General features: G+C 67.9%; 23 protein-coding genes. 12 read left to right on the forward strand and 11 right to left on the reverse strand.

Features of this window, described 5'->3' with window-relative positions; all coding sequences use genetic code 11:
• Positions 1-71: 71 nt before the first annotated feature.
• From AC3WL8_RS36050 to AC3WL8_RS36075, 6 genes are all read right to left on the reverse strand, one after another.
• Complete coding sequence (locus AC3WL8_RS36050) at positions 72-1,070, reverse strand: 2Fe-2S iron-sulfur cluster-binding protein (RefSeq protein WP_013953474.1); 999 nt, start codon at positions 1,068-1,070, stop codon at positions 72-74.
• An 8-nt stretch (positions 1,071-1,078) separates the two neighbouring features.
• Positions 1,079-1,558, reverse strand: a complete 480-nt coding sequence (locus tag AC3WL8_RS36055; protein ID WP_013953475.1) for a GlcG/HbpS family heme-binding protein — start codon at positions 1,556-1,558, stop codon at positions 1,079-1,081.
• A gap of 28 nt (positions 1,559-1,586) precedes the next feature.
• Positions 1,587-3,032, reverse strand: a complete 1,446-nt coding sequence (locus tag AC3WL8_RS36060; protein ID WP_153956272.1) for an aldehyde dehydrogenase family protein — start codon at positions 3,030-3,032, stop codon at positions 1,587-1,589.
• Positions 3,033-3,057: 25 nt separating this feature from the next.
• Positions 3,058-3,789: an iron-containing redox enzyme family protein gene (locus AC3WL8_RS36065; RefSeq protein ID WP_013953477.1), complete on the reverse strand. Its 732-nt coding sequence runs from the start codon at positions 3,787-3,789 to the stop codon at positions 3,058-3,060.
• A gap of 176 nt (positions 3,790-3,965) precedes the next feature.
• The gene (locus tag AC3WL8_RS36070) at positions 3,966-4,898 is read right to left on the reverse strand and encodes an ornithine cyclodeaminase family protein (RefSeq protein WP_211981879.1); all 933 of its coding nucleotides are present in this window, start codon (positions 4,896-4,898) and stop codon (positions 3,966-3,968) included.
• A gap of 68 nt (positions 4,899-4,966) precedes the next feature.
• Entirely contained in the window at positions 4,967-5,662 is a 696-nt protein-coding gene (locus AC3WL8_RS36075) for a sulfite exporter TauE/SafE family protein (RefSeq protein WP_049800648.1), read from the reverse strand.
• Between the two features lie 425 nt (positions 5,663-6,087).
• Here AC3WL8_RS36075 and AC3WL8_RS36080 point away from each other — a divergent pair, with 425 nt between their 5' ends.
• From AC3WL8_RS36080 to AC3WL8_RS36095, 4 genes are all read left to right on the forward strand, one after another.
• Positions 6,088-7,626, forward strand: coding sequence for a hypothetical protein (locus tag AC3WL8_RS36080; protein ID WP_013953480.1), 1,539 nt, complete (start codon positions 6,088-6,090; stop codon positions 7,624-7,626).
• An 82-nt stretch (positions 7,627-7,708) separates the two neighbouring features.
• Positions 7,709-8,050, forward strand: a complete 342-nt coding sequence (locus AC3WL8_RS36085; protein WP_013953481.1) for a 2Fe-2S iron-sulfur cluster-binding protein — start codon at positions 7,709-7,711, stop codon at positions 8,048-8,050.
• Position 8,051: 1 nt separating this feature from the next.
• Positions 8,052-8,375 (forward strand): hypothetical protein, encoded by a 324-nt coding sequence (locus tag AC3WL8_RS36090; RefSeq protein WP_013953482.1) that lies wholly within the window; start codon positions 8,052-8,054, stop codon positions 8,373-8,375.
• Between the two features lie 26 nt (positions 8,376-8,401).
• Positions 8,402-8,704: a 2Fe-2S iron-sulfur cluster-binding protein gene (locus AC3WL8_RS36095; protein ID WP_013953483.1), complete on the forward strand. Its 303-nt coding sequence runs from the start codon at positions 8,402-8,404 to the stop codon at positions 8,702-8,704.
• A gap of 85 nt (positions 8,705-8,789) precedes the next feature.
• Here the strand turns inward: AC3WL8_RS36095 and AC3WL8_RS36100 are convergent, their stop codons facing one another.
• The 3 genes from AC3WL8_RS36100 to AC3WL8_RS36110 are packed head-to-tail and all read right to left on the reverse strand — an operon-like array spanning position 8,790 to position 12,403.
• On the reverse strand, positions 8,790-10,511 hold the full coding sequence (locus AC3WL8_RS36100) for a cobaltochelatase CobT-related protein (RefSeq protein ID WP_013953484.1): 1,722 nt from the start codon (positions 10,509-10,511) through the stop codon (positions 8,790-8,792).
• A complete protein-coding gene (locus tag AC3WL8_RS36105; protein WP_492379886.1) occupies positions 10,508-11,524 on the reverse strand; it encodes an AAA family ATPase in 1,017 nt (338 codons plus the stop codon). Before AC3WL8_RS36105 ends, AC3WL8_RS36100 begins: the two co-directional genes overlap by 4 nt.
• Positions 11,525-11,572: 48 nt before the next feature.
• Positions 11,573-12,403, reverse strand: a complete 831-nt coding sequence (locus AC3WL8_RS36110; protein WP_013953486.1) for an IclR family transcriptional regulator — start codon at positions 12,401-12,403, stop codon at positions 11,573-11,575.
• Positions 12,404-12,737: 334 nt separating this feature from the next.
• Here AC3WL8_RS36110 and AC3WL8_RS36115 point away from each other — a divergent pair, with 334 nt between their 5' ends.
• The 8 genes from AC3WL8_RS36115 (at position 12,738) to pdeM (ending at position 24,269) form a co-directional block, all read left to right on the forward strand.
• Positions 12,738-14,174, forward strand: a complete 1,437-nt coding sequence (locus AC3WL8_RS36115; protein ID WP_013953487.1) for an amino acid permease — start codon at positions 12,738-12,740, stop codon at positions 14,172-14,174.
• Positions 14,175-14,251: 77 nt separating this feature from the next.
• Positions 14,252-15,814, forward strand: coding sequence for a MocR-like pyridoxine biosynthesis transcription factor PdxR (gene pdxR / locus AC3WL8_RS36120; RefSeq protein WP_013953488.1), 1,563 nt, complete (start codon positions 14,252-14,254; stop codon positions 15,812-15,814).
• Between the two features lie 140 nt (positions 15,815-15,954).
• On the forward strand, positions 15,955-16,359 hold the full coding sequence (locus tag AC3WL8_RS36125; protein ID WP_013953489.1) for a nuclear transport factor 2 family protein: 405 nt from the start codon (positions 15,955-15,957) through the stop codon (positions 16,357-16,359).
• A 15-nt stretch (positions 16,360-16,374) separates the two neighbouring features.
• Positions 16,375-17,820 carry an NAD(P)/FAD-dependent oxidoreductase gene (locus tag AC3WL8_RS36130; protein ID WP_013953490.1) on the forward strand — a complete coding sequence of 482 codons (1,446 nt, stop codon included), beginning with the start codon at positions 16,375-16,377 and terminating at the stop codon, positions 17,818-17,820.
• Between the two features lie 260 nt (positions 17,821-18,080).
• Positions 18,081-19,202, forward strand: coding sequence for a ligase-associated DNA damage response exonuclease (locus AC3WL8_RS36135; RefSeq protein ID WP_249221307.1), 1,122 nt, complete (start codon positions 18,081-18,083; stop codon positions 19,200-19,202).
• Positions 19,199-20,872, forward strand: coding sequence for an ATP-dependent DNA ligase (locus AC3WL8_RS36140; protein ID WP_013953493.1), 1,674 nt, complete (start codon positions 19,199-19,201; stop codon positions 20,870-20,872). The genes AC3WL8_RS36135 and AC3WL8_RS36140 overlap by 4 nt, the downstream gene beginning before the upstream one ends.
• Entirely contained in the window at positions 20,869-23,556 is a 2,688-nt protein-coding gene (locus tag AC3WL8_RS36145) for a ligase-associated DNA damage response DEXH box helicase (RefSeq protein ID WP_492379887.1), read from the forward strand. Before AC3WL8_RS36140 ends, AC3WL8_RS36145 begins: the two co-directional genes overlap by 4 nt.
• Positions 23,553-24,269: a ligase-associated DNA damage response endonuclease PdeM gene (gene pdeM / locus AC3WL8_RS36150; protein WP_013953495.1), complete on the forward strand. Its 717-nt coding sequence runs from the start codon at positions 23,553-23,555 to the stop codon at positions 24,267-24,269. The genes AC3WL8_RS36145 and pdeM overlap by 4 nt, the downstream gene beginning before the upstream one ends.
• Here the strand turns inward: pdeM and AC3WL8_RS36155 are convergent.
• Together AC3WL8_RS36155 and AC3WL8_RS36160 are read right to left on the reverse strand one after the other, a co-directional pair.
• Positions 24,254-25,027: an SDR family NAD(P)-dependent oxidoreductase gene (locus tag AC3WL8_RS36155; protein ID WP_013953496.1), complete on the reverse strand. Its 774-nt coding sequence runs from the start codon at positions 25,025-25,027 to the stop codon at positions 24,254-24,256. The two genes, pdeM and AC3WL8_RS36155, sit on opposite strands and share 16 nt — an antisense overlap.
• 435 nt (positions 25,028-25,462) lie before the next feature.
• Complete coding sequence (locus tag AC3WL8_RS36160) at positions 25,463-26,485, reverse strand: IS110 family RNA-guided transposase (RefSeq protein ID WP_492379888.1); 1,023 nt, start codon at positions 26,483-26,485, stop codon at positions 25,463-25,465.
• Between the last annotated feature and the right edge of the window lie 223 nt (positions 26,486-26,708).

Here is a 26,708-nt window from a genome sequence, read left to right on the forward strand (position 1 = left end):
GGGTCGGCAAAGGCGTAAGCGGAAAGGCTGGCGTCATTGTATACCAGCCGCTCCCTGTATACCGCCATGTCTTAACAATGCTGGAAGGTGAAGCTGTCCGCATAAATGTGGTCGGTGCTTGCGCCGCTCGCCAGGAAAGCGGCGCGCGCGTCTCGGATCATATTGGGAGAACCGCACAAATAGATGGCGTGCTCGCTCAGGTCACCCAGGTCAGCCAGCGCCGCATCGTGCACGTAACCGCGCCGGCCTTGCCATCCTGCGCCGGCACGGGACAGCACCGGTACGTACTGGAAGTCATACAGCCGTTCGCCCCAGGCGGGGATATCGGTGTGCAGGTACAGGTCTTCCGGCTTCCGCATGCCCCAGTAGAGCGACACCGGCGGGCAGTCGGGATCGTCCATCAGCGATTCGAGGATGGCCTTGATCGGCGCCAGCCCGGTGCCGGTGGCCACCATCAGCAGTGGCCGGTAATCCCTGGCGCGGTAGAAGAAGCTGCCGAGCGGCAGTTCGACGTCAACGGCGTCGCCCGCTTTCATTTGCGGCAGGATGCCGTCGGTGAAGGCGCCGCCCGGGATGCGCCGCACATGCAGGTCGACGTGTCCGTCGCGCGGCACCGAGGCCATCGAGAAGCTGCGCGCGCGCCCGTCCTCGCTCAGCAGCTTCAGGTACTGGCCTGGGCGGTAGTCGAGCGCGCCCGTGTCCGGCACTTCCAGTTCGATATGCAATACGTCAGCCGACAACGGCCGCACCGCCTGCACTAGCGCCCGATAACGCGCCGGCTCGGCGCACGCCTCATCCTCGCGCGCCGTGCTGATGACCAGGTCGCCCAGCGGCTGCGCCTGGCAGGCCAGCGCAAAGCCGGCGGCGGCCTCGTCCGGTGCGAGCCCGAACGGCTCCTCGTCATACCGCACCTGCCCGTCAAGCAGCCGGATGCGGCAGGTGCCGCAGCCACCCAGCTGGCAGTCGTGGGGCAAGGCGATACTGGCGCGCCCGGCGGCCTGCAGCAGGGTCTCGCCGCGTTCGACAAAAAAGACCTGCTGCGTTTCGGCGATCTGGATGCGGTACGACATGGAACCTCCTACTTCTTGATATCGGCCTGCACCAGCACCTTGAGGTCCTGCGGCGCCAGCAGCTCGGCCAGCGCCTGCAGCGCGGCCAGCCCGGCCTGCGTGTCCTGCTCGCCGTTGCCGCCGGACAGGCCGATGCCGCCGATCACCTCGTCGTTGACCACGATCGGGAAGCCGCCCACGAACGCGGCGAACTTGCCCTCGAAGCTCCACTGGATGCCGAAGGCCTCGTTGCCCGGCAGCGCCGGCCCGTTGGGCGGCGTGGTGAACAGGTGCGTGGAGCGCTTGTGGCCCGCGGCCGTGAACGCCTTGTTCCATGCGATCTGCGGCCCGGTGATGCGGGCGCCGTCCATGCGCTCGAGCGCGAGCGGGTAGCCGCCCTCGTCGACCACGCAGATCGACTCCAGCACGCCGATTTCCTCCGAGCGCCGGATCGCGGCGGCAACCATATGGCGCGCTTCGCGCAGTTCCAGCTTGATGGCTTTCTTCATGTCTCTATGACTCCTTGTGACGGCGGGCTCAGGCGCCGCGGTAGACCGTCTTGACCTGCGTATAGAACTCCAGCCCGGTGCGCCCCGACTCGCGGAAGGTCGAGGTGCTCGAGCGCTTCACCCCGCCGAACGGCGCGTTGACCAGGTTGCCGGTGGTGGTGCGGTTGACCTTGACCGTGCCCGCCTCGATGTCCGTGGCGAAGTGGTGGATGTAGCGCGGGTTGCTGGTGACGATCGCAGCCGCCAGCCCGTACTCGGTGTCGTTGGCTTTGGCGATAGCGTCGGCGTAGTCCGTGAAGCCCAGGATGGCGATCACCGGCCCGAAGATCTCCTCGCGCGCGATCCGCATCTGCTGCGTCACGTCGGTGAACACCGTCGGCGCCACGTAGTAGCCCTTGTCGAAGTCGCCGCCGGTCAGGCGCGCGCCGCCACACAGCAGCGTTGCCTCGGACTTGCCGATATCGATATAGCGCAGCACCGTTTCCAGCTGCTTGTGCGAAGCCAGCGGCCCCAGGTCCATCCCGGCTGTCATGCCGCTACCGACCTTGAGCGTGGCGACCTTTGCCAGCAGGCGTTCGGTGTACGCCGCCTTGACCGACTCGGCCACCAGCACGCGGCTGGTCCCGGTGCACGCCTGGCCCGACAGCGAGAAGCCGCCCTTGATGGTCAGGTCGACGGCGCGATCGAGGTCGGCGTCTTCCATCACGATCAGCGGATTCTTGCCGCCCAGCTCCATCTGCGTGCGCGTGGTCAGCGGCACGGCGCGGTGGATCTGCTCGCCGGCACGCGACGAGCCGGTGAACGAGATGGCACGCACGGCCGGCGCCTCGGTGATGGCCGCGCCGATTTCCGCCGCGCTGCCGGTGATGAAATTCAGCACGCCCTTGGGCAGGCCGGCCTTGACCAGCGCCTCGGCCAGCCGATAGCCCGACAGCGGTGCCTCGGACGACGGCTTGAACACCACCGTGTTGCCGGTCACCAGCGCGGGGGCGATCTTGCGGGCCGGGATCGATACCGGGAAATTCCACGGCGCGATCACCGTCACCACGCCCAGCGGCTCACGCTGGCTGTAGACGAGCTGGTCGGGGTCGTCGTTCGGGTACACCTCGCCGGTGAAGGTCTGCCCTTCCACTGCATAGAAGCGCAGCGTCTGGGCCGAGCGCAGCACCTCGTCGCGGGCCAGCGTCAGCGCCTTGCCTTCCTCGCGGGTCAGCTCGGCGGCGATGCTGTCGGCGTTGGCCTCGAGATGGTCGGCGGCACGGTTGAGAATGGCGGCGCGCTTGCCGACCGGGGTCTTTTTCCAGCCGGCGAACGCAGCCGCCGCGGCGGCGACGGCCGCCTGCGCGTCCACCGCGGAAGACGCCTGGAAGCGCCCCACGATGTCGGCGGTGTCGGCCGGGTTGACGTTGTCGAAGGTGCGGCCCGACTGGCAGGCCGCCCATTCGCCGTCGATATGGTTGAGGAATACGGTCATCGTCGATCCGGTTGCGCTGCGGCGCTCAGGCGGCCATGTCGAGTTCGGGCAGCGGCAGCTCTTTCTCGACGTAGTCGTGATAGAGCGCCGTCGTGTACAGCAGCCGCATCTGCGCGCCGATCTCGCAGATCTTCAGGCAGCGCTGCTGCAGTTCCGGCGTGTTGGCGTGCTCCAGCACGATCTGGTAGCCGCGCTCGCCGTGGATCTCGTCCGAGACGATATGCAGGTCGAAGAATTCGACTTCCTCGTCGGTGAACTGGTACTTGTCGCGCAGCGTGGGGGTCTGCTTGCGGTAGATCGAAGGCACCTGCGACTCCAGCCCGACCACCAGGCCGGCTACCGCGACGATGGGGTCTTCACGCATGGCCACCGCATAGCACCAGCTCTGCAGGCCACGGGTGGTGGGCGACATGTTGTCCGGGTCGATCACGCGCTCGCGGGTGGTGCCGCAGGCTTCAGCGAAGCGGATCAGCAGGTCGGTATGGCGGTCGCCGCCGATCTCTTCCTCATACATATTGGCGAGCAGGAAATCCTTGGCTTCGGTATAGCGGTCCGGGGTGCGAGCGTAGATGTAGCCCAAGTAATCCGCGAACGGGCCGACGTAGTGATAGTGGTTCTCGGCCCAGCGTGCGAGATGGGCGCGGGTCAGCTTGCCGCTGGCCCAGGCCACGCTGAACGGCGCCTTGTTGGCGCTCTTGCCTTTGATGGCTTCTTCGAGGGCGGCACGGAATTCTTCGCGGTTCATCAGTTCGGCCATGGCGGAGGCTCCTGGTTGGCGATGTGGGGCGATTGAGTGGGTTGGATGCCGGGGTCGCTTCGTAAATCGATCAGCCCTTGCATGGTTGTATACTATATACAGTGAGGCAGCGACGACAAGGGCTTCGTTGACTAATCACGTAAGTGTTTACCCGTCGGTGGCGCGTGCGATGGCGCTCAGGCGACGCGACGCTCCGCCGCGCCGGCGATGCGGGACCAGGCGAAGCCCGCCAGCGCCACGTCCTCCAGCCCCACGCCGACTGACTTGTAGATCACGATGTCGTCGTCTCGCTGGCGCGGCGACACCTTGCCCAGGACCACGTCGCCCAGTTCGACGATCTTCTCGCGCGGAAGGGCCTGCGGATCGGCCAGCACGATGTCGCCCGCCTCGCGCACGGACTGCGGGCGCCACTCGACCACAATGGCAGCGGCGCGGCGCAGCGCGCTGTCGTCCAGTTCACGCGTATGCGGCAGGCTGGAACCAATGGCGGCGACAAAGGCGCCAGGTCGGAGCGACGCGCCCGCGAACAGCGGCGTGGTCGCGCGCGAGGCGGTGACGACGATATCGGCCTCCGCCACGGCAGCATCGGGCTCCGCCAGTGTGACCGGGATGCCGCACAGCGCCGACAGCCGCGCCGGCATGCCTTCATCGGCGTGCGGATCGGACACCAGGATGCGCGCCAGCCCGAGCGTCTCGCTGAGCTGGCGCGCGTGCTGCACACCCTGCATGCCGGCGCCGAACAGCGCCAGCGTGCGCGCGCCGGGCCGGGCCAGCCGCTGCGCCGCCAGCGTGGTACAGGCGGCCGTGCGCAGGCGCGTGATGGCGCCGGCGTCGAACGACGCGAGCGGCCGGCCGTCGTCGGTCGAGAAGATCAGGATGACAAAGGAGAACTGGCCGTTGATGGTGGTGTAGACCTTGGCGCCCGCCACACCCTGCTGCGGGATCACCGCGCCCAGCGTGGACAGCTTGACGCCTCCCGCCTCGGTGCGAATGCGCTCCTGCATCGCGGCGTCGCCGCGCCCGAAGCTGGAAAACGCTGCTTCCATGACTTGCCGGGCATCCTCCGGACTGACGTGGGCATCGACCATCTCATCTGTGATGTGCTGCATGGGAACTCCGCTGATTGGATTGGCAGGGAAAGACAGGAAAACGCGCGGGCAACCGCGCGCAGAAATCGTCAGGCAAACGCCGTGCGTCCGAGCACGCCAAGCGCCCCGGCTGCGCACAGTCCCAGCAACAGGCGGCGCACGACGCCGGGCGAGACGTGCCCACGCAGGCGGTTCGAGAGCGCGAAGCCGGCCAGCAGGAACGGCGCAAGCGCCGCTGCCAGCATCAGCTGCGGCAGGCCGAAGCGCCCCGCCAGCGCGAGCATGGCCAGCGACAGCACTGCGCCGCCGGACAGGATGGTGCCCATGGTCGCGCGCATCGGCGCCGGCGCCATGTGCTGCATGACCAGCGCGAACGGCGGCGCGCCGGCCGAGGTGATGGTGCCCATGAAGCCCGACAGGGTGCCGGCAATGGCCACGTTGCGCGAACTCGGCAGCAGGCGCCAGCCCAGCAGGCTCAGCGCCACGGCGGCGAGTATCGACACCGAGAACAGCACCCCCAGCGGGCCCGGCGCCAGCCACGCCAGGGTCAGCACCGCCGCCGCCCCGCCGAGCGCGCGCCCGATCAGGGCGAAGCCTGCGATGCGCCACGCGATCGCCTCCCGCTCGCGCAGCGCGCCCATTAAAGAGAGACAGCAGCCCATCGCCAGCAGCGGTCCCGGCACGAGGTCGGGAAAGAAGATTGCGCCCAGCGGCGCCGACAGCATCGCGAAGCCGATCCCGCCCACGCCTTGCAGGCAGGCGCCCACGAGAATGAGTGCCCCCATCCATAGATATGTGGGGACGGAGAGTCCGGCTGGAAGCAGGGAGAGCAAGGTGGCGGGCAAGGCAGAGGCCATGGCGGCAGGTCGTAAAAGCGGCTTGGAAGGCGCGAAGGAAGCGCGTCGGACGGACGGCCTCTTGGGGGCATGCCTCCTGCAAGTCGCCGCACACGGTATACAGTCTACATGTCGCAGCGCAGTCGGGCAAACTTGCCGATCCGCCTGTGCACCACTTAAAGGACGCTTCGCATCGCCGCAAGCCCAATAAATGTGCGGCGTTCGGGCAACTTGCACCACTCTGGTATAGGCGTAAGTCCGGATGAAAAACCTGTTGTCACGAGATGGCACTGGAATATAGTATACCGACACTGGGTTCCAGAACTGGTACGGAACCCGGGGCCCCACAACCCCTCCGCCCCCAGGGAGTCTTCATGTCACAACAAGTCGTGATCGGTGCCGCGCACTGGATCTATCTGTCAGGGGTAGCAGTCATCGTGCTGACGATGATCCTGCGCGCCAATGTTGTCGTCCCTTCCATCATCGGCACCGCCCTGGTCGTCTTTGCCCTCACCGGCAGTCCGGTCTCCGCACTGGGCGGGGTGTTCTCCGCGAGCCTGGTTGCCGCCAAGGAACTGTTCAATATCTTCCTGGTGATCGCGTTCATGACGGCGCTGCTCAATGCGCTCAAGACGCTGCGCTCCGACATCCGCATGGTCGAGCCCTTCCGCGTAGTGATGAAGAACGGGCATTCGGCGTTCTTTATCCTGGCGGGCATCACTTACGTCATCTCGCTGTTCTTCTGGCCCACGCCCGCGGTGCCGCTGGTCTCGGCAATCCTGCTGCCGGCCGCCATCGCTGCGGGGCTGCCGCCGCTGGCAGGCGCGATGGCCATCGCCATCGCCGGCCAGGGCATGGCGCTGTCATCGGACTACGTGATCGGCGTCGCGCCCGGCATCAGCGCCAAGGCGGCCGGCGCGGCGGTGAGCGCCGCGGTGGTGGCCGATCGCGCGCTGGCGCTGTCGATCATCACCGGCACGATTGCGCTGTGCCTGGCCTATCTGTCGATGCGCAAGCATATCGTCCCCGCCTGCGGCACCCTGCTCGACCGCTGGCAGGCGCGCGCCGGCGGCAGCGCCGAGGCGCTGGAAGGCGGCGGCACCTTCGACAAGGCCGAGATCGCCAGGGGCACCGCCCACGCCGAGCCGCTGGCCAGCGACAGCAATATCGAGGCAAGCCTGGCGATGGTGGCCCGGCGCCGGGTGAAGTGGTCGAAATGCTTCGCGATCGTCACGCCCATCGCCTTCCTCGCCGTGGTCGCCGTCATGGTGCTGCCCAAGCTCGGCGCTGGCGTGCAGGACCTCAAGGGCGGCGATGCGGCCGCGTTGGTCGGCGGCGTCGCTGCGGTGCTGATGATGCTGGCGACGCTGGCCGCGGAAGGCCCGCGCCGCATGCTCGACGTATGCCCGGAGCACATCACCGACGGCTTTGTCTTCGCCTTCAAGGCGATGGGCTCGGTGCTGCCGATCGCGGGCTTTTTCTTCATCGGCGCCGGCGAAACCGCCGCGCAGATCCTGGGCCTGCCGCCGGGCAAGGCGCCGAGCCTGCTGTTCGAACTGATCCAGGCCTACCAGCACATGATCCCGGACAACCACGTGCTGGTCGCCTTCGGGGTGCTGCTGGTCGGCATGATCACCGGCATCGACGGCTCCGGTTTCGCAGGCCTGCCGCTGACCGGCACGCTGGCCGGCGCGCTCGGCCCGGTGGTCGGCTTCGACCCTGCCACGCTGGCCGCGGTGGGCCAGATGGGCGCGGTCTGGACCGGCGGCGGCACGCTGGTGGCGTGGTCGTCGCTGATCGCGGTGGCCGGCTTCGCCCGCGTGCCGGTGCTGGACGCGGTGCGCGCGCTGCTGATCCCGGTGCTGATCGGGCTGGCCTGCTCCACCGTGGCCGCGATGGTGTTGTGGTCGTAGGCGGCCGCAAACAACAGCCAGGTCCCACCGATTTCTTCGACTATTCATGATGCCGGGCGGCCAGCCCGGCAGGAACCGCGCCATGCCGACAGTCACTTTCCACAAGCAGGGCCAGACCTTCGTCGACGAGGTCAAGTCCCAGACCAACCTGGTCGTCCGCGCCGGGATCCGCCAGTTCCCCTACCCCAACCTGCGCTATGAGTGCGGCATGGGCAAGTGCTCCAAATGCGCCTGCCGCGTGATCGCCGGCGCCGAACACCTGCCGCCGCCCAACTGGAAAGAGAAGAAGCAACTCGGCGAGCGGCTCGAACAGGGCTACCGGCTGGCCTGCCAGCTCTGGATCGAGCATGACATCGAACTGGCCCAGGACGACCTGCCCGCCCAGGCACCTGCCATCGTGGCCACGGCCGGCGCGGATGCCTGACATGTTCGTCCTTCTCACCAGCCGCCCCGGCCAGTTCCGCACCGAGCCCACTGCGGGCATGACCGCGGTCGAGGCATACGACTACGTCTTCTATGGCAAGCGCACCGCGCGCTTTGTCATCGCGGAACTGGCCGCCGATACCAAGGTGCGGGTCCTGGAAGAAACGCCGCCCGGCATCGTCAACCTGGTGTCGACCAAGTTCCTCGACAAGTACGCCACGCTTGAGGCCGCCCGCGTCGCGCTGCGCGAGCTGGCCAGCTTCGGCAGCATGGACATCGCCCTGGTGCCCGCCCCGGTCGCCATCGCAGGCGCTCCTGGCTACTAACGCCTGACCTTCAGTCAATCTTCGCCATGATCCAGATCACCTTCCTCACCAACCACGGCAAGACGGTCAGCGCACCGGTCAACAGCAATCTGCTGCGCGTGTCGCTGCGCGAGCAGGGCGGCATCCCTTTCAAGTGCGGCGGCGGCCTGTGCGGCACCTGCAAATGCCGCATCGAAAAGGGCCACGAGCATACGGACGCGGTCAAGCCGAAGGAAAAGAAACTGCTGACCGAAGAGGAGCTGGCGACGGGGTTCCGGCTGGCCTGCCAGACTTTTATCGATGGGAATATCGCGGTGTCATGGCAGCCCAGGGAGACGGTGCGCGGGTGAGCGGGCGCTGAGGAGAGTGCGCCTTCGGCTGGTATGACTTCCTGGCCGTGTCCGCGTACCAGCGTTTCGAACGCTAGTCTTCCCGCTACCGCCGCCTCGCCCCCACCAGCCCCGCCACCTCATCCAGCATCGCCATATCCACCGGCTGCGACAGGTCCAGCGCCAGCGTGTGCCGGTAGTAGGGGCTCAGGTCCAGCCCAACCCCCAGCCCCAGCACTTCCACATCTCGCAGCGTCGCATGCCGGGCCACCACCGCCTTCAGGTGGTTGTCGAGGTAGCAGGCGTCGTTGGCCTGCCCGGTCGCGGTATCCATGGGACTGCCGTCGGACACCACCACCAGGATGCGGCGGGCCTTGCCGCTGGCGTGCAGGCGCGCGCAGGCCCACTCCACCGCCTCGCCGTCCACGCCTTCGCGGAACAGGTCGGCCTTGAGCAGGGCGGCGATGTCGGTGCGCGCGCGCCGCCAGCTGCGTTGCGCGTCCTTGAACACCATATGGCAAGTCTCGTTGAGCCGGCCGGGGTGCTGCGGGCGGCCGCGCGCAAGCCAGTCGGCACGGGCGCGGCCGCCGTTCCAGGCGTTGGTGGTAAAGCCGAGCACCTCGGTGGCAACGCCGGCCTGGTCGAGCGCGCGGGTGAGCATGTCGATCAGCAGCGTGAGCGGCTCGGCCTGCGCCTTCATCGAGCCTGAGCAGTCGATCAGGAATCCGACCACGCAGTCGGCGTGGGCCTTGTGCGCTTCCAGGCGGAAGAGCCGGCGCTCGGAGGGGGAGCAGACCAGCTGCGCCAGGCGGCGGCCGTCGATGCGGCCGCTTTCCTCGCCGAAGGACCAGCCGTCCACGCGCGGCTGCGACAACGCGGCGCGCAGCCGGCGCGCCAGCCGGGCCATGTTCACGCCCGCGCGCGCGATGCGTGCGTCGAGCCGCGTGCGGTACTCGTCCAGCAAGGCGCGGCGCACCAGCGTGGCGGCGCGCACTTCGCGGTCGTAGCGGGTGGTGAAGACGCGGTAGCCGTCGGTGGCCTCGGCCAGTACGCGGCTGTGGCCGCTGTCGGCCAGCGCAAAGTCTTCCGCAGGCGGTTCGTCGAAATCCAGCCACAGCGCAAACCCGGCGCGCGCGGCCGAGGCTGAGTTGTCGTCGTCTTCGCCGGCAAGCGGGGCTTCCGCACGGATCATCTGCGCCACCGCGCGCGCCAGCGCCAGTGCGTGCGCGGCGTAGGCGGCCTGGTCGTGGCGTTGCGCGCGCAGGCCGGCCAGCGCGGTGCCCAGCACCGGCACGATGGCGGCGCGCGTGGCTTCGATCAGGTCTTCGGTCTCTTCCAGCACCGGCTCCCCCGTCAGGCGCGACCACGACACCTGCGCCACGGTATAGAGCAGGATGCCGAGGTGCCCCTCGGTCAGCCCGGAACGATGGAAGGCCCGCGACCACGCCATGAAGCGGTGGCGCAGGTTGGCCGCCACGCCGGCCATGCCGCGCGGCAGGCGGGTCTCGCAACGCAGCTGCTCCAGCAGTTCGAAGACCAGGCGCTCGACCGGATCGGCCGGGCACAGCTGCCGATGCAGCACGGCGTCGGAATGCGCCTGGCGCAGGGCGGCACCATCGGCCGCGCCGCGCAGGCAGGTGGCCGTGTCGGTCTCCAGGTCCGTGCGCAAGTGCGGCGCATGCTGCGGCACCGGGCGCATCGCGCGCCAGAGCTGGCCGTCGCGGAAATGCAGCGCCGCATCGCCGGTGATCGCGCGCACCGCGGCGCCGGACAGCTCATCCTGCCGCTGGCGCCGGCGCAACTGCTGCGCGACCGTGGCCGCGCTCATCGCGCGGGCTCCGATTCTGCGCTGACGCCGGCGGCTTCACCCGGCAGGTGGCCGAAGCAGCGCTGGTAATACTCGGCCACCACCGGCCGCTCGGCTTCGTCGCACTTGTTCAGGAAGGTCAGGCGGAAGGCGAGCGCGGGGTCGCAGAAGATCTGGCAGTTCTCGGCCCAGCTGATCACCGTGCGCGGCGACATCAGCGCCGACACATCGCCGGCGGCAAACCCGCGGCGCGTGAGCCCGGCCAGCGCCACCATCGCATCGACCAGCGCGCGCCCGGCGTCGTTGTCCAGTTCCGGCACGCGCGCCAGCACGATGCCGGCTTCTTCTTCATGCGGCAGGTAGTCCAGCGTGGCCACCACATTCCAGCGGTCGATCTGCGCGTGGTTGAGCAGCTGGGTGCCGTGGTAGAGGCCGTTGACGTTGCCCAGGCCCGCGGTATTGGATGTCGCAAACAACCGGAACGACGGATGCGGGCGGATCACGCGGTTCTGGTCCAGCAGCGTGAACTTGCCGTCACGCTCCAGGATGCGCTGGATCACGAACATCACATCGGGCCGGCCTGCGTCGTATTCGTCGAAGATCAGCGCCACCGGACGCTGCAGCGCCCACGGCACGATGCCTTCCTGGAATTCGGTGACCTGGCGCCCGTCGCGCACCACGATGGCGTCCTTGCCGACCAGGTCCAGCCGGCTGATATGCCCGTCCAGGTTGACACGCACGCAGGGCCAGTTCAGCCGCGCGGCGACTTGCTCGATATGGGTCGACTTGCCGCTGCCGTGCAGGCCCTGCACCATCACGCGCCGGTCGCGCATGAAGCCGGACAGGATTGCCAGCGTCACCTCGGGCTGGAAGCGGTAGGCCGGATCGATCTCCGGCACGTGGTCGTCGCGCTGGCTGAAGGCCGGCACCATCAGGCCGGAATCGATGCCGAACGTGCTGCGCACCGGAATCATCCGGTCGGGCTTGCCAAACTGGTCTTGCGTCACCTCATGCTCCTTGTTGCTTGCTGCCATGCCATCGGCACTGCGGCAAGCGGAGCAATCCGCGTGACGCCGTGCGCGCTATTCGTCCTCTTCCGCGCCGCCCTGCCAGCTGCCGGCGCTGTCGGCTTCGATAGCCGCCAGCGCGCCCGCCGCACGCTGCAGCGCGGGCAGCAATTGCAGCACCTTGTCGCGCGTCACGCGCATCACCGGAGCCTGCAGCGCCAGCCCCAGGTTGGACTTGCCGCCATCCGCGGCCGGCACCAGCACGCCGATGCAGACCAGCCCCGGCAGGAACTCTTCATCGTCCATCGCGTAGCCGTCGCGCTTCACGCGCTCCAGTTCGGCTTCCAGCTGCGCGTGGTCGGTCAGCGTGTTCTGCGTGTAGCGTTCCAGCTCCACGTTGGCCAGCAGCCGCTGGCGCTGCGCCGGCGCCAGTTGCGCCAGGAACAGCTTGCCCGTGGCCGAACAGTGCGCCGGCACGCGCGAGCCCGGATGCAGGTAGAAGCGCAGCGGCGCCGCCGTTTCCACGCGATCCAGGTACAGCACCTCGCCGCCGGAGAACGCGGTCAGGTTGCAGCTCTCGCCCACCTCTTCCACCAGCCGGCGCAGCACCATGTGGCGCGCACCGTGCGAGGTGCTGTTGAGCAACAGGTTCTCCGCCAGCCGGCGCAGCCGCAGGCCGGTGCCGTATTGCCGCCCGTCGCCGTTGCGCTGGATCAGGCCCGCGGCCTCGAGCTGCTGCAGCATGCGGTGCAGCGTGGGCTTGGGCAGGCCGGTTTCTTCCACCAGCGCCTGCAGGTTGAAGGACTGGTCCTTCTCCGCGATGACTTCGAGCAGGCCGAACAAACGCAGTGCCGGCGTGTCCCCATCCGGCTTGGCGTCACTTTTGGCGAGGCGCATATCGTTCATGCCTGGCTCCATCATAGGTAAGTTTCATTTTCAGAGTCAAATCATATCAATTATCGAAACTTCTGGTTGACCTTCCCCGGCGAACGGCCTACATTCCAGTGAAAGAACAATTTTTCGGAACTTCTGGTTCCAGTTTTTTAAGCGATCACCGGAGACAAGTCGACATGTACGGATAGGCCATCCCTGCCCGGGATTGCAAATACTGAACGACCACGGCCCCAGGCTGGCAATTACTGCCCTGCCACCTATACCAAGAGAAGCCGTGGCGCCTGCCTTAAACGCTGTACTGGCTGCAACGCAGTACCGACAGCAAGCGCAGCACAGGAGACACAACATGATCCAACAACCAGAGTCCGGCAACGGGCTATCCCACGGCCTGAAGCAACGCCACATGACCATGATCGCCCTGGGTGGCGTGATCGGCGCAGGCCTCTTTGTCGGCAGCGGCGTCGTCATCAAATCCGCCGGCCCGGCCGCGGTCCTTTCCTTCCTGATCACCGGGCTGCTGGTGGTGCTGGTGATGCGCATGCTGGGCGAGATGGCCTGCGCCATGCCCGGCAGCGGCGGTTTCTATGAGTATGCACGCGAAGCCTGGCGCGACCGCCCGGCAGTGGGCAACCTGGCCGGCTTCCTGACCGGCTGGATGTACTGGTATTTCTGGGTCATCGTGGTGGCGCTGGAAGCCGTGGCCGGTGCCGACCTGGTGCGCTACTGGCTGCCCGACGTGCCCAACTGGATCATCAGCCTGGTGCTGCTGGTGATGCTGACGCTGACCAACCTGGTATCGGTCAAGTCCTTCGGCGAGTTCGAGTTCTGGTTCGCATCGATCAAGGTGGCCGCGATCATAGTGTTCCTGTTCATCGCCGGCGTCTATGTGCTGGGCCTGGCCCCCGGGTCCCATGGCATGGAGGTGGCCAACCTGACCGCCAACGGCGGCTTCATGCCGCACGGCATTGTCCCGGTGCTGACCGGCGCGGTAGCCGCCACCGGCTTCTACTTCGGCGCCGAGATCGTCACCATCGCCGCTGCCGAGACCGCCGAGCCGCAGAAGGCGGTGGCCAAGGCCACCAGCTCGGTGATCACGCGCGTGCTGGTGTTCTATGTGGGTTCAATCCTGCTGGTAGTCTGCCTGGTGCCGTGGAACTCCACCAGCATCGCCACGCCGTACGTCAGCGCGCTGAACGTGATGGGCGTGCCGGCGGCCGCGCAGATCATGAACGCGATCGTGCTGACCGCGGTGCTGTCGGCGCTCAACTCGGGCCTGTATGCCTCGTCGCGCATGCTGTTCGCGCTGACCCGCCGTGGCGACGCCCCCAAGTCGCTGGCCCGCGTGAGCCGCAACGGCGTGCCGGTGCGCGCCATCCTGGTGGCAACCCTGTTCGGCTACGGTGCGGTGGTGATGTCCTATGTCTCGCCGGATACGGTCTTTGCCTTCCTGGTGAATTCGTACGGTACGGTGGCGATCTTCGTCTACATCCTGATCGCGATCTCGCAGCTGCGCCTGCGTTCCCGCCTGGAGCGCGAAGCGCCGGGCCAGCTGCGCGTGCGCATGTGGTGCTACCCGTACCTCACCTACGTGGCGATCGTCGGCATGATCGGCATCGTGGTGGCGATGGCTTTCATCCCCGACCAGCGCACGCCGCTTGCGCTGGGTGTGGTGAGCCTGGGCATCCTGCTGGTGGCCTACGCCGCGCGGCAACTGTTTCGAGGTAGCGCGGATCCGGTAGTGCCGCTGGCGGAGATGCCACGCCCGGACCTGCACGAGTATTGATGACTGACCATGACTGACGTGGCGCGCCGGTGCAGTATGCTGGCGCGCTTCGCCGTCAAGGCAACGCCCCCTGCCCCATGAGCCTGAAGTCTCCCACCACCCTCTGGTCCCAGCTGTTCCAGCAGCATACCCACTCGGGTCTGAGCCTGCAGGGCAAGATCCGCCAGATGCTGGTCTCGGCCATCCTTGACGAGCAGTTGCCGCAGGGCGAGCCGCTGCCCAGCAGCCGCGAGCTGTCGGCGCAGCTGCGCGTGGCGCGCAATACGGTGGTGCTGGCCTACCAGCAGCTGGTCGATGAAGGCTACCTGGTGGCGCGCGAGCGCAGCGGCTACTTCGTCAACCCGGAGATCCTGGGCACGCGCGTGAGCGGCGTGGCCTCGCTGCGCGGCGAGGCGGTGCCCGCCCGCTCGGGCGAGCCGGACTGGGAGCGGCGCTTTGTGTTCCGCCCCACGCAGCAGCGCAATATCGTCAAGCGCGCCAACTGGCGCGACTATCCCTACCCCTTCATCTACGGCCAGTACGACCCGGTGCTGTTCCCCACCGCGGACTGGCGCGAATGCTGCCTGAAGGCGCTCAGCGTGCTCGACATCCACGACTGGGCCCAGGACATGATCCTGCGCGACGACGAATCCCTGGTGCAGCAGATCCGCACCCGCGTGCTGCCGCGCCGCGGCGTGTGGGCCGGCGCCGACGAGATCGTGGTGACCGTGGGCGCGCAACAGGCGCTGTACCTGCTGGCCGACCTGCTGGTCAGCCCCGACACGCCGGTGGGCATCGAGGATCCCGGCTATCCTGACGCACGCAATATCTTTGGCTCGCACACCTCCCACCTGGTGCCGCTACCGGTCGACGGCGACGGCCTGACCCTGTCTGACGCACAGCGCGCCTGCGACTACGTCTACGTGACCCCGGGCCACCAGTGCCCCACCACCGTCACCATGCCGCTGGCGCGCCGCCAGGCCCTGCTGCGCCAGGCCGAGGAAGCTGACTTCGTGCTGATCGAGGACGACTACGAAAGCGAAAGCCGCTTCGAAGGCGACCCCACCCCCACGCTCAAAAGCCTGGACCGCAGCAACCGCGTGATCTATGTCGGCAGCCTGTCCAAGAGCCTGGCGCCGGGGCTGCGCATCGGCTATATCGTCGGGCCGGCGACACTGATCGCCGAGCTGCGCGGCGCGCGGCGGCTGATGCTGCGGCACCCGTCGGCCTATATCCAGCGCGCGTTCTCGCTGTTCCTGTCGCTGGGCCACTATGACGCGCACCTGCGCCGGCTGGCGGCCGCGCACCGCGAGCGCGCCGAAGCGGTGCTGGCGGCGCTGGCCACGCATATGCCTGACTTCCGCGCGGTGCCGATCGCCGGCGGCGCCTCATGCTGGATCGAGGGGCCACCATGGCTCGATGCCGATGCGCTGGCGCGGCTGGCCGAGCTGCAGGGCGTGCTGATCGAGCCCGGCAGCGTCTTCTTCATGGCCGAGCCCGCGCCGCGCAACGGCTTCCGGCTGGGCTACTCGTCGATCTCGCTGGACCGCATCGAGCCCGGCATCCGCGTGCTGGCGGGCGTGGCGCGTGAGCTGCAGGCCACCGCCAGCGGCACCACAACCATCGCCGCCGTCACTTCCCGGGTCCGTCCCGCGGCCTGAGCCGGCCCGCGGCGGTGTCTCCCGCCGCTGGCCCAAGCGATTGTCCCGAACTGGCGCTACAGCGCCGCGCGTGGCTTCCCTATCCTCGAGTCATGGCCAGTTCCCCACGGACCGGCAGACAACACTCAGGAGACCAACCCATGTCCAAGGACAACACCGCCACCGGCATCGAACTGCTGCAGGCCTTCAACGACGCTTGGAACCGCCACGACATCGAGGCCCTGATGCGCTTCATGGCCGATGACTGTGCCTTCCACGGCGTGGCCGGGCCCGACCTGCTGGGCCGCAGCTTTATCGGCCGCGAGGCAGTGCGCGAAGGCTTCCAGCTGGCCTGGCAGACCTTCCCCGACGCGCAGTGGGTCGATGGCGACCACTTTGTCGTGGGCGACCGCGGCGTGAGCGAATCCACCTTCCGCGGCACCCGTGCCGACGGCGCCCGGATCGAGGCGCGCATGGTGGACGTGTTCACCTTCCGCGACGGCAAGATCGCGGTCAAGAACGCGTACCGCAAGGATCGCCCGCCCGTCGTAGCGCCCGCAGCCTGACCGAGGAGACGCGCCATGCAAGCCGTAGCCCCCCGCAGCAGCCTCCTTGCCGGTGAGCAGTCCACCGCGCCCACCCGGCCGTACGACCCCGCCTACGATCCCCTGCACACCCCCACCCCCGGTCACGGCCGCGAATACGCGCCCACCTACTGGATCGGCACCGCGGGCGAACCGCCTGCCGACGACGGCCCGATCACGCATGACATCGACGTCGATGTGGCCATCATCGGCTCGGGCTTCACCGGCCTGACCTGCGCCATCTTCCTGGCACAGGAATATGGCATCAAGGCCACCGTGCTCGAAGCCAACCGCGTCAGCTGGGGCTGCAGCACACGCAACGGCGGCCAGGCGCAATGCGCGTCCGGGCGGCTCAAGCGCTCGCAGTGGATCCAGCGCTACGGCCTGGACACCGCGCTGCGCCTACATGAAGAAATCTGCGACGGTATGGAGACCTTCAAGGGCCTGATCCAGGACATCAACTGCGACCCGCAGCCTGGCGGCCACCTGTATATCGCGCACCGCGCCAAGGTGATGCCGGCGCTGGAGAAGGAAGCCAAGCTCCTGCGCGAAGTCTTCAAGTACGACGCACGGATCATGGACGCCGACACCGTGCGGCGCGAGTATGTCGACGACAAGGAAGCCGCGGGCGCCATGCATGAGCCCGAAGGCATCGGCATCCACGCCGGCAAGCTCGCCTTCGGCTACCTGCGCCGCGCGCGCGAGCTGGGCGCCAAGGTGCATCCGTCCAGCCCGGTGACCGGCTGGGAAACGCGCAACGGCGTGCACTACCTGCGCACCCCCGGCGGCATCGTGCGCGCTCGCGCCGTGGGCGTGGCCACCGGCGGCTATACCTCGCAAACGCTGCACCGCGAGCTGAAGAACCGGCTGTTCCCGATCCTGTCGAACTCCATCGTCACGCGCCCGCTCACGGCCAGCGAACTGGCCGCGTGCAACTTCCGCACCACGCAGGTCATCACTGACACCCGCATCCTGCGCCACTACTACCGCCTGATGCCGGACGGCCGCCTGCAGATCGGCAGCCGCAGCGCCATCACCGGCAACGACGCGCCGCAGGAGCAGTACAAGCAAAAGCTGATCGGCGACATGCACCGCAAGTTCCCTGCGCTGCAGGGGATCCAGGTCGATTACTCATGGTGGGGCTGGGTCGATGTCAGCCACGACATGATGCCGCGCATCACCCAGCCGGATCCGGCCCAGTCGATCTACTACGCCATGGGCTACGGCGGCAATGGCGTGATGTACTCCGCGCAGGCTGGCAAGCGGCTGGCGGCGTTGATTGCTGGTAAGGCGTCGGCGCTACCGGAGTTGCCGATCTTTCGCTCGCCGCTACCGTTCCCGAATGTGCGGGAGATGGTGGAGTCGCAGATGTTTGCGCCGTTCCGAAGGATGGGGCAGCGGGTGCTTTACCACTGGTATCACTTGAAGGATGACGTGCTTTGAGGAATGTGGTCGGGCGGCTGCATCGAGGACGCCGGCAACGCGATAGCAGGCCTTCGCGCACTGCCGGTTTGCTCCCCTCTCCCATAAATGGGAGAGGGGAGCAAACCGGCAGCGCCTCCCATCCTTGTCGGACCCCCACCGACACCCAAACCGGACCCCGCCGCCTCCACAGCCAGCACAGCGCCGCAGTATGATTCCCAAGTCTCCCGCCCCGGGAGCATCGCGGCCGCCCGCTGGCCGCAGTGCATCAGGAGGCACGCTTGGACCCAGCCCGGCCCCCGCAGGCTGAACCCGCCCCCGCCGGCGACCTGATCGTCGCCCGCCCGGAGGGCCTGTATTGCCCACCGGGCGACTTTTATATCGATCCCTGGCGCCCGGTCGAGCGCGCCGTCATCACCCATGCCCACTCTGACCACGCCCGTTTCGGCCACGCCCATTACCTGTGTGCGGAACCCGGCCGCGGCGTATTGCTGGCGCGCCTGCCCGGCATCGACCTCAATACCCTGCCCTACGGCAAGCGCATCCGCCACCACGGCGTCACGCTGAGCCTGCATCCGGCCGGCCATGTGCTGGGCTCGGCCCAGTTGCGCGTGGAATACGGCGGGCAGGTCTGGGTCGCCTCCGGCGACTACAAGCTCGAAGCCGACGGCACCTGCGACCCGTTCGAGCCGGTGCCGTGCGATACCTTCATCACCGAAAGCACCTTCGGCCTGCCGATCTACCGTTGGCCGCCGCAGGCCGCGCTGATGGCGGAGATCTTCCACTGGTGGCAAACCAACGCGCAGGCCGGCCGCGCCAGCATCGTCTACGCCTACACCTTCGGCAAGGCCCAGCGCATCCTGCACGGCCTGCTGCGCCATGCCGGCGCCGACGGCATGCCGGGCCCGGTGATCGTGCACGGCGCGCTGACCACGCTCAATGCGGCCTATGCCGAAGCCGGCGTGGCGCTGCCGCCGATGGCACTGGCTTCAGATTTGCCGCCGCGGAGCCCGCTGCTGCACCAGGCGCTGGTGGTGGCGCCGCCTTCGGCGCAGCGCTCACCATGGCTGCGGCGCTTTGGCGATGCGTCCGACGCCTTTGCCAGCGGCTGGATGCAGTTGCGCGGCACGCGCCGGCGCCGCGGTGTCGATCGCGGCTTTGCGCTGTCCGATCACGCGGACTGGCCGGGACTGCTCAGCGCCATCGAGGGAACTGGAGCCGGGCGCATCATCGTGACCCACGGCAATGTGCCGGTGATGGTGCGCTACCTGAACGAACGCGGCTGGCAGGCACAGGCGTTCGAGACCGAATACGGCGACGACGACGAATCCGCGCGCAACGAAGCGCAGTCGGCGGACACCGAAGAGAAGCCAGACGCCGGCAACGAAGAGCCCGCGCCATGAAAGCCTTCGCCGACCTCTACGCCGCGCTCGACGGCACCACCTCGACCAAGGCCCGCCTCGCCGCGCTGATCGACTACCTGCGCGTGGCGCCGCCGGAAGACGCCGCCTGGGCGGTCTATTTCCTCGCCGGCGGCAAGCCGCGCCAGATCGTGCCGGTCTCGCTGCTGCGCGAACTGGCGCGCCAAGCCGCCGAGCTGCCCGACTGGCTGTTCGAGGAAAGCTACCAGGCCGTCGGCGATCTCGCCGAGACCATCGCCCTGCTGCTGCCCGAGCCAATGGACGCCGACCACGCCGGCCTGGCCGAATGGGTCGAACAGCGGCTACTGCCGCTGCGCGGCCTGCCGCCCGAAGCGCTGATGCCGCGTCTCGATGCGCTGTGGCGGCCGCTCGACGCGCACGGCCGGCTGGTCCTGTTCAAGCTGATCACCGGCGCCTTCCGCGTGGGCGTATCGCGGCTGCTAGTGACGCGCGCGCTCGGTGAAGTGGCCGGTATCGACCCCAAGCGCGTGGCCGAGCGCATGGTCGGCTACACCGACCTGTCCGCGCGTCCCGATGCCGCGCACTTCCTGGCACTGATCGCACCGGAAGGCGACGACCACCGCGAACTGCGCGGGGGCGGCCAGCCCTACCCATTCTTCCTCGCGCATCCGCTGCAGGCGCCGCTCGAAGAGTTCGATAGCGTCTTGGGCACCACGGAAAACTGGCTGGTCGAATGGAAATGGGACGGCATCCGCGCACAACTGGTCCGTCGCGGCGGCCAGGCCTGGCTGTGGTCGCGTGGCGAGGAACTGATCACCGAACGCTTTCCGGAAATCCTGGAAGCGGCCGGGCAACTGCCGGACGGCACCGTGCTCGACGGCGAGATCGTGGTCTGGCAACAGGGCCGCGTGCAGCCCTTCGCGCTGCTGCAGCAGCGCATCGGCCGCAAGACGCTGAGCGCGAAGCTGCTGCGCGAGGCGCCTGCCATCCTGATGGCCTATGACCTGCTCGAATGGCACGGCGCTGACTGGCGCACCCGACCAGAGGCCGAGCGTCGCGCGCGACTGGAACAAGTGGTGGCGGACTACGTCCACCCTTCGCTCGAACTCAGCCCGCTGGTGGAGGCTGAGAGCTGGGAACACTTCGCGCGGCTGCGCGATGCCTCACGCGAACTCGGCGTCGAAGGTTTCATGCTGAAGGCCGCCAGCGCGGCCTACGGCGCGGGCCGCACCAAGGACGTAGGCATCTGGTGGAAGTGGAAGATCGACCCCTACTCGGTCGATGCGGTGCTGGTCTACGCGCAGCGCGGGCACGGCCGCCGCGCCAGCCTCTATACCGACTTTACCTTCGCGGTCTGGAACGCCCCGCCCGGCACGCCCGGCCGCGCGCTGGTGCCGTTCGCCAAGGCATATTCCGGCCTGACCGATGAAGAGATGCGCGCGGTCGACGCGATCGTGCGCCGGACCACGGTAGAGAAATTCGGCCCGGTGCGCAGCGTGGAGCCCACGCAGGTATTCGAGCTCGGCTTCGAGGGCATCGCCCGCAGCGGCCGGCACAAGAGCGGCATTGCGGTGCGCTTTCCGCGCATGCTGCGCTGGCGCACCGACAAGCCAATCGAAGAAGCCGATACGCTGGCCACGCTGGAAGCGATGCTGCCGGGCGCCGCCGCGCCGCGGGAGGATGCGGCATGAGTCCGCCGCGCGCCGCGCGCAAGCCGGCGGAAGACACCGCTACCGAACCTCTGGCCGTCGCGCAGGGCCTGTCGGCGCTGTTCGACGCGCGCGGCTGGCAACCATTCGCCTTCCAGCGCGAGGTGTGGACCGCGATCGCGCGCGGCCAGAGCGGGCTGCTGCATGCCACCACCGGTACCGGCAAGACTTATGCGGCATGGCTGGGCGCGCTGATGGCGTTCGGCACGACGCGCGCGGCGCCGTCCCACGACAAACCCGCGCCGCCGCTGACGGTGCTGTGGCTCACGCCGATGCGCGCCCTCGCCGCCGACACCACGCGCGCCTTGCAGGCGCCGCTGGCCGAGCTGGACCTCGACTGGACCGTGGCGCTGCGCACCGGCGATACCGGCAGCGCCGAGCGCGCCGCACAGCAGCGTCGGCTGCCGACCACGCTGGTCACCACGCCCGAAAGCCTGACGCTGATGCTGACACGCGCCGATGCCCAGGAGACCCTGCGGCGCGTGCGCATGGTGGTGGTCGACGAATGGCACGAACTGCTCGGCAACAAGCGCGGCGTGCAGGTGCAGCTGGCGCTGGCGCGGCTGCGGCAGTGGCAGCCGGCGCTGATGGTGTGGGGGCTGTCGGCCACGCTCGGCAACCTGCCGCATGCGGCCGACGTGCTTCTGTCCGGCGTGCCCGAGGAGCAGCGCGTGCTGGTGCACGGGCATACGCCCAAGAAACTGGTGATCGACACGCTGCTGCCCAACAACGCCAGCCGCTTCCCGTTTGCCGGCCACCTGGGCCTGTCGATGCTTCCTCATGTCGTTGAAGAGCTGGCGCACAGCGGCACCACGCTGGTGTTCCTCAACACCCGCTCCCAGGCCGAGCTGTGGTACCAGGCGCTGCTCGACGCGCGCCCGGACTGGGCCGGCGAGATCGCGCTGCACCACGGCTCGCTTGATCGTGGCGTGCGTGAATGGGTCGAACTGAACCTGAAGAACGGGATGTTGCGCGCGGTGGTATGCACCTCCAGCCTCGACCTTGGCGTGGACTTCCTGCCGGTTGAGCGCGTGCTGCAAGTCGGCTCGCCCAAGGGCGTGGCGCGGCTGCTGCAGCGTGCGGGCCGCTCCGGCCACGCGCCGGGCCGCGCTTCGCGCGTGACGGTGGTACCCACGCACAGCCTGGAACTGGTCGAAGCGGTGGCCGCGCGGCATGCGGTACAGGCCGGCCGCATCGAAGCGCGCGAGTCGCCCGACAAGCCGCTCGACGTGCTGGTGCAGCACCTGGTGACGGTGGCGCTCGGCGGCGGCTTCCGCCCGGAAGCGCTGCTGGCCGAGGTGCGCTCGGCGTGGGCCTACCGCAACCTGACTGACGAGGAGTGGCAGTGGTGCCTGGACTTTGTGCGCCAGGGCGGCGCCACGCTGTCGGCCTATCCGGACTTCCGCCGCGCGGTGCCGGACGAGGCAGGCGTCTGGCGCGTGCCGGACGTGGGGCTGGCGCGGCGCCACCGCATGAGCGTGGGCACAATCGTCAGCGACGCCACCATGCAGGTGCGCTACTGGAGCCGCGCGGGCAGCGGCGGCGCCTCGCTCGGCTCGGTCGAGGAAGGCTTTATCGCACGGCTGGCGCCGGGCGACTGCTTCCTGTTCGGCGGGCGCTTGCTGGAACTGGTGCGGGTGCAGGAGATGACCGCCTACGTGCGGCGCGCTACCGGCAAGCGCCCGGTGGTGCCACGCTGGAATGGCGGCAAGATGCCGATGTCGACCGAACTGGCCGAAGCCGTGATTGATACGCTTGAAGCCGCCGCCGCGGGCCGGCTCGATCCGCGCACCACGCCGGAGCTGCCGCTGATCCAGCCGCTGGTGGATCTGCAGGCGCAATGGTCGGCCCTGCCCACCCGCCAGACGTTGCTGGCCGAATCGCTGCACTCGCGTGAGGGCTGGCATCTGTTCCTGTACCCGTTCGCCGGCCGCTCGGTCCATCTGGGGCTGGGCAGCCTGCTGGCGTGGCGGCTGGGGCAGAAGGTACCGGCCACGTTCTCGGTCGCGGTCAACGACTACGGGCTCGAGTTGCTGGCGTCGGCGCCGCTGGACTGGGCCCACTGGCTGCCGCAGGTGCTGGCCGAGGAGCGCCAGCGCGACCTGGCCGCCGACGTACTGGGCAGCCTCAATGCGGGCGAGCTGTCGCTGCGGCGCTTCCGCGAGATCGCGCGCATTGCCGGGCTGATCTTCCAGGGCTATCCCGGCGCACCCAAGAGCGCGCGCCAGTTGCAGGCCTCGTCGAGCCTGTTCTACGAGGTGTTCCGCAAGCACGACCCCCGCAACCTGCTGCTGGGCCAGGCCGAGCGCGAGGTGCTGATGCAGGAGCTGGATGCGCACCGGCTCGCCGATACGCTGGAGCGCCTGTCGGCGCTGAAGCTCGACCTGCATGAACTGAAGCGGCCCACGCCGCTGTCCTTCCCGCTGGTGGTGGAATTTCTGCGCGAGAAGCTGAGCACCGAGAAGCTGGCCGACCGCATCGCCCGCATGCTGGCCGACCTGGAACTGGCGGCAGGTCCGGAGCCAGGCGAAGCGGAAAGCATGCCGGCCGAGGCAGTGGCGCAAGCCGCCAGATTCGGCATGGCCGACCACGCCGGCCCGTCCGGGCGCACGCCGCGCAAGCCGCGCCGCGTGCGCAAGCCTTCGAAGCCGTTGCCGCTGCTATGAAACCGGATGCCCGCACATTGGAAGCGCACGGCGCGTTCGCCGTGACGGCCGTCGGCGAGACGTTGTGGCTGCTGCCCGAGCATGCGATCTGGTGGCCTGCGGCAGGCATGCTGATGGTGGCGGATGTCCATTTCGGCAAGGCCGCGGCGTTCCGTGCGCTGGGGCAGCCGGTGCCGCACGGCACCACCGGCGACAACCTGGCGCTGCTGACACGGCTGACCCGGCAACTGCCAGTGGATGAGCTGGTCTTCCTCGGCGACTTCCTGCACGCGCGTGCCGCCCGTACGCAGGCGGTGCTACGGGCGCTGGACGACTGGCGTCACAGCCTGCTGCCGCAGGTCTGCTGCACGCTGGTGCGCGGCAACCATGATGCGCGCGCCGGCGACCCGCCTGAGTCCCTCGACATCTCCGTGGTGACCGAGCCCGCCGTGGCGGGCCCCTTCGCGCTATGTCATATGCCCGGCGCTTCTGCACAGGGCTATGTACTGGCCGGCCACCTGCATCCGGCCTGCCGCCTGCGCGGCGCTGGCGCAGACAGCCTGCGCCTGCCCTGCTTCCTGTTCGGCCCGCACGGCGCCATTCTGCCCGCCTTTGGTGCCTTCACCGGCCACGCCACCGTTCGGCCGCAACCGGACGAGCACGCCTATGTGGTCGGCGGCGGCCGGGTCTGGCCTGTTGGGCCTGCCAGACGTCCGGCTCAGAACAGCGTATAGCCACCGTCGATCACAAAGGTATCCCCCGTGTGGTATGCGGAAGCCGGGCTCATCAGGTAGACCGCGATGCCGGCGAAGTCGCTGCCCTCGCCCCAGCGGCGCATCGGCACGCGCTTGTGCACCATTTCCTGGAAGACATCGTTGCCCTGGGCCACGCTGGTCATCTCGGTCTTGATCCAGCCCGGCAGGATAGAGTGCGCGCGGATGCCCTTGCGCGCGTACTCCACCGCCAGCCCCCGCATCATCGAGATCACGCCACCCTTGGTGGCAGCATAGTGCTCGGAGCGCGGCGCGCCTTCAATGGCCGCGACCGAGGCCGTGCTGCACAGCACGCCGCCCTCGCCCTGCACCAGCATCTGCCGCACCGCGGCGCGCAGCGTGAAGAAGGCACCGTCCAGGTTGACGCGCATGGTCCTGCGCCAGGCCTCGGTCGGCATCTGGTCGAACGGCCCCTTGTTGCCGCTGCCCACGCCGGCATTGGCAAAGCAGCCATCAATGCGCCCCAGCGCCGCCACCGTGCGCTCCATTGCAGCATCGACCGCCTCCTCGTCGCCGACGTCGCAAAGCTCAGTATGCACCTTGCGCCCATGCTGGGCCAGGCGGTCGGCGGCGGCAGCGTTCTTGGCGGCATTCGTGCCCCAGATCGCGATATCGGCGCCGGCCGCGGCCAGCCCTTCGGCAATGCCCAGGCCGATGCCGCCGTTGCCGCCGGTCACCAGTGCCACTTTGCCGCTCAGGTCGAATGGATGCCTTGTCATGTGATTGTCTCCTTGGGTGGTGGGACATTCTTCACATGGCAAAGCGTTCAAGGCGTCGTCGGAATGGATGAAATCGCCGAGGCAGGTGACGGGCGCCAGGCAGGCCATTGCCACCGGATCGGCGGGACGGCCAGCCGGTGAATGCGCATTTGACGTCCTTATATGAACACCGCCCGGATGCCAAGGTAAATTGAAGGGCTTTGGCTTGTAGGTATGGGTTGCTGTCTTATATCCGACCTTGCTGCAGGAACGTGCCTGCGGGCCTTGATGGAATCAGCCGGGAACGTCCCCATCTCCCACGACGGGCTGTAAGCCGCTTGGATGTCATCGGGTTTGCGTTCCCGCGGTCCGACCTAGTTTGCCATCACACCTTATCTCCTTACCCTGTGCAACCCTGAAGGTATTCGTTTGTCCCCTACTGTGGTCGTGCTTTCGCTACGCAGGCCGTGCGCTGACATAGCCGGGTTCATAGACGCGGCGATGGGCAAGCAATGCCCAGGCGGTGCGCGCCATCTTGTTGGCTAGCGCGACGATGGCAACATTGGTCGGGCGCCTGACCAGCAGGGCCTCAGCCCAGCACGGGCGCCGCTTCGAGCGGGTCAGCACGATGCGTGCGCCATGGATCAGCAGTTTGCGCAAATAGGGATCGCCACGTTTGCTGATATGGCCGAGGTGAACCTTGCCGCCGGTGCCACTCTGGGTTGGTACCAGGCCCAGGCTGGCCGCGAAGGCTCTGCCTGAGCGGTAAGCCTGGGGAGATCCCATGGTGGCAACCAGGGCCGTGGCGGTGATCGGGCCAATTCCCGGAATCGCATCCACACATTGGGCGGCAGGCTCGGTTTTTAGCCATGCAGCGATCTCTTGCTCGGCCGCGAGGATTTCAGCGTCCAACTGCCTGAGTCGCTGTAACTGGCGCGACAACAGTCGCCACAAGGGAGCCGGGATGGTTTGCTCGATCTCGCTCAGTCGGGTGACAAACTGCGCCATGGCAGCCTTGCGACCAAGCACGAAGTGCAGGCCGTATTCGCCCAGCAAGCCGCGAATCTGATTCACTTGCCGCGTGCGGCTGTCGACTAGTTCCGAGCGAATTCGGTGCAATCCAAGTAAGGCTTGCTGTGCCTCAGTCTTTACCGGTATCGGTCGCACCCCAGGTTGCTGCGCGGCTGTCCAGATCGCGCGCGCGTCGGCCGCATCGGTCTTGTTGGTCCGCACGAACGGTCGCACGTACTTTGGGTGGAGCAGGATGGCTTCATGGCCCAGGCTGATAATCTTTCTTGCCCACCAGTGCGCGCCGCCACACGCCTCCAGTACGAACTTGCCGGGGGTGCGATTGCTCAGAAAGGAAATCAGTTGGGTCTTGCTGAGGCGCCGGCTGTGCGTCTCGCCCGTCTCTGGGTCGACCGAGTAGAGTTGGAAGATCGACTTTGCAAGATCCAGCCCATATGTCGTAGCATTCATTTGGGCTTACCTCAAGTGATGGTTCGGATCTTCACTTTGGCACATCGATGCCGTCGGTCAAGCGAGAGCCCCTCATCGTGGAACCCCCGCTAGCGTTACTGACGGGCGGTGTTCATTCCATCTCCCCTGCCTAAAGGCCTGAGCTTTACCCACATCCTATGGACCTGAACTGAAGATGCGGAACATTTCGGTAATCTCGTGGAGGACGAAGAAGCCTCGCCAG

Source organism: Cupriavidus sp. FW305-F7, assembly GCF_058782875.1.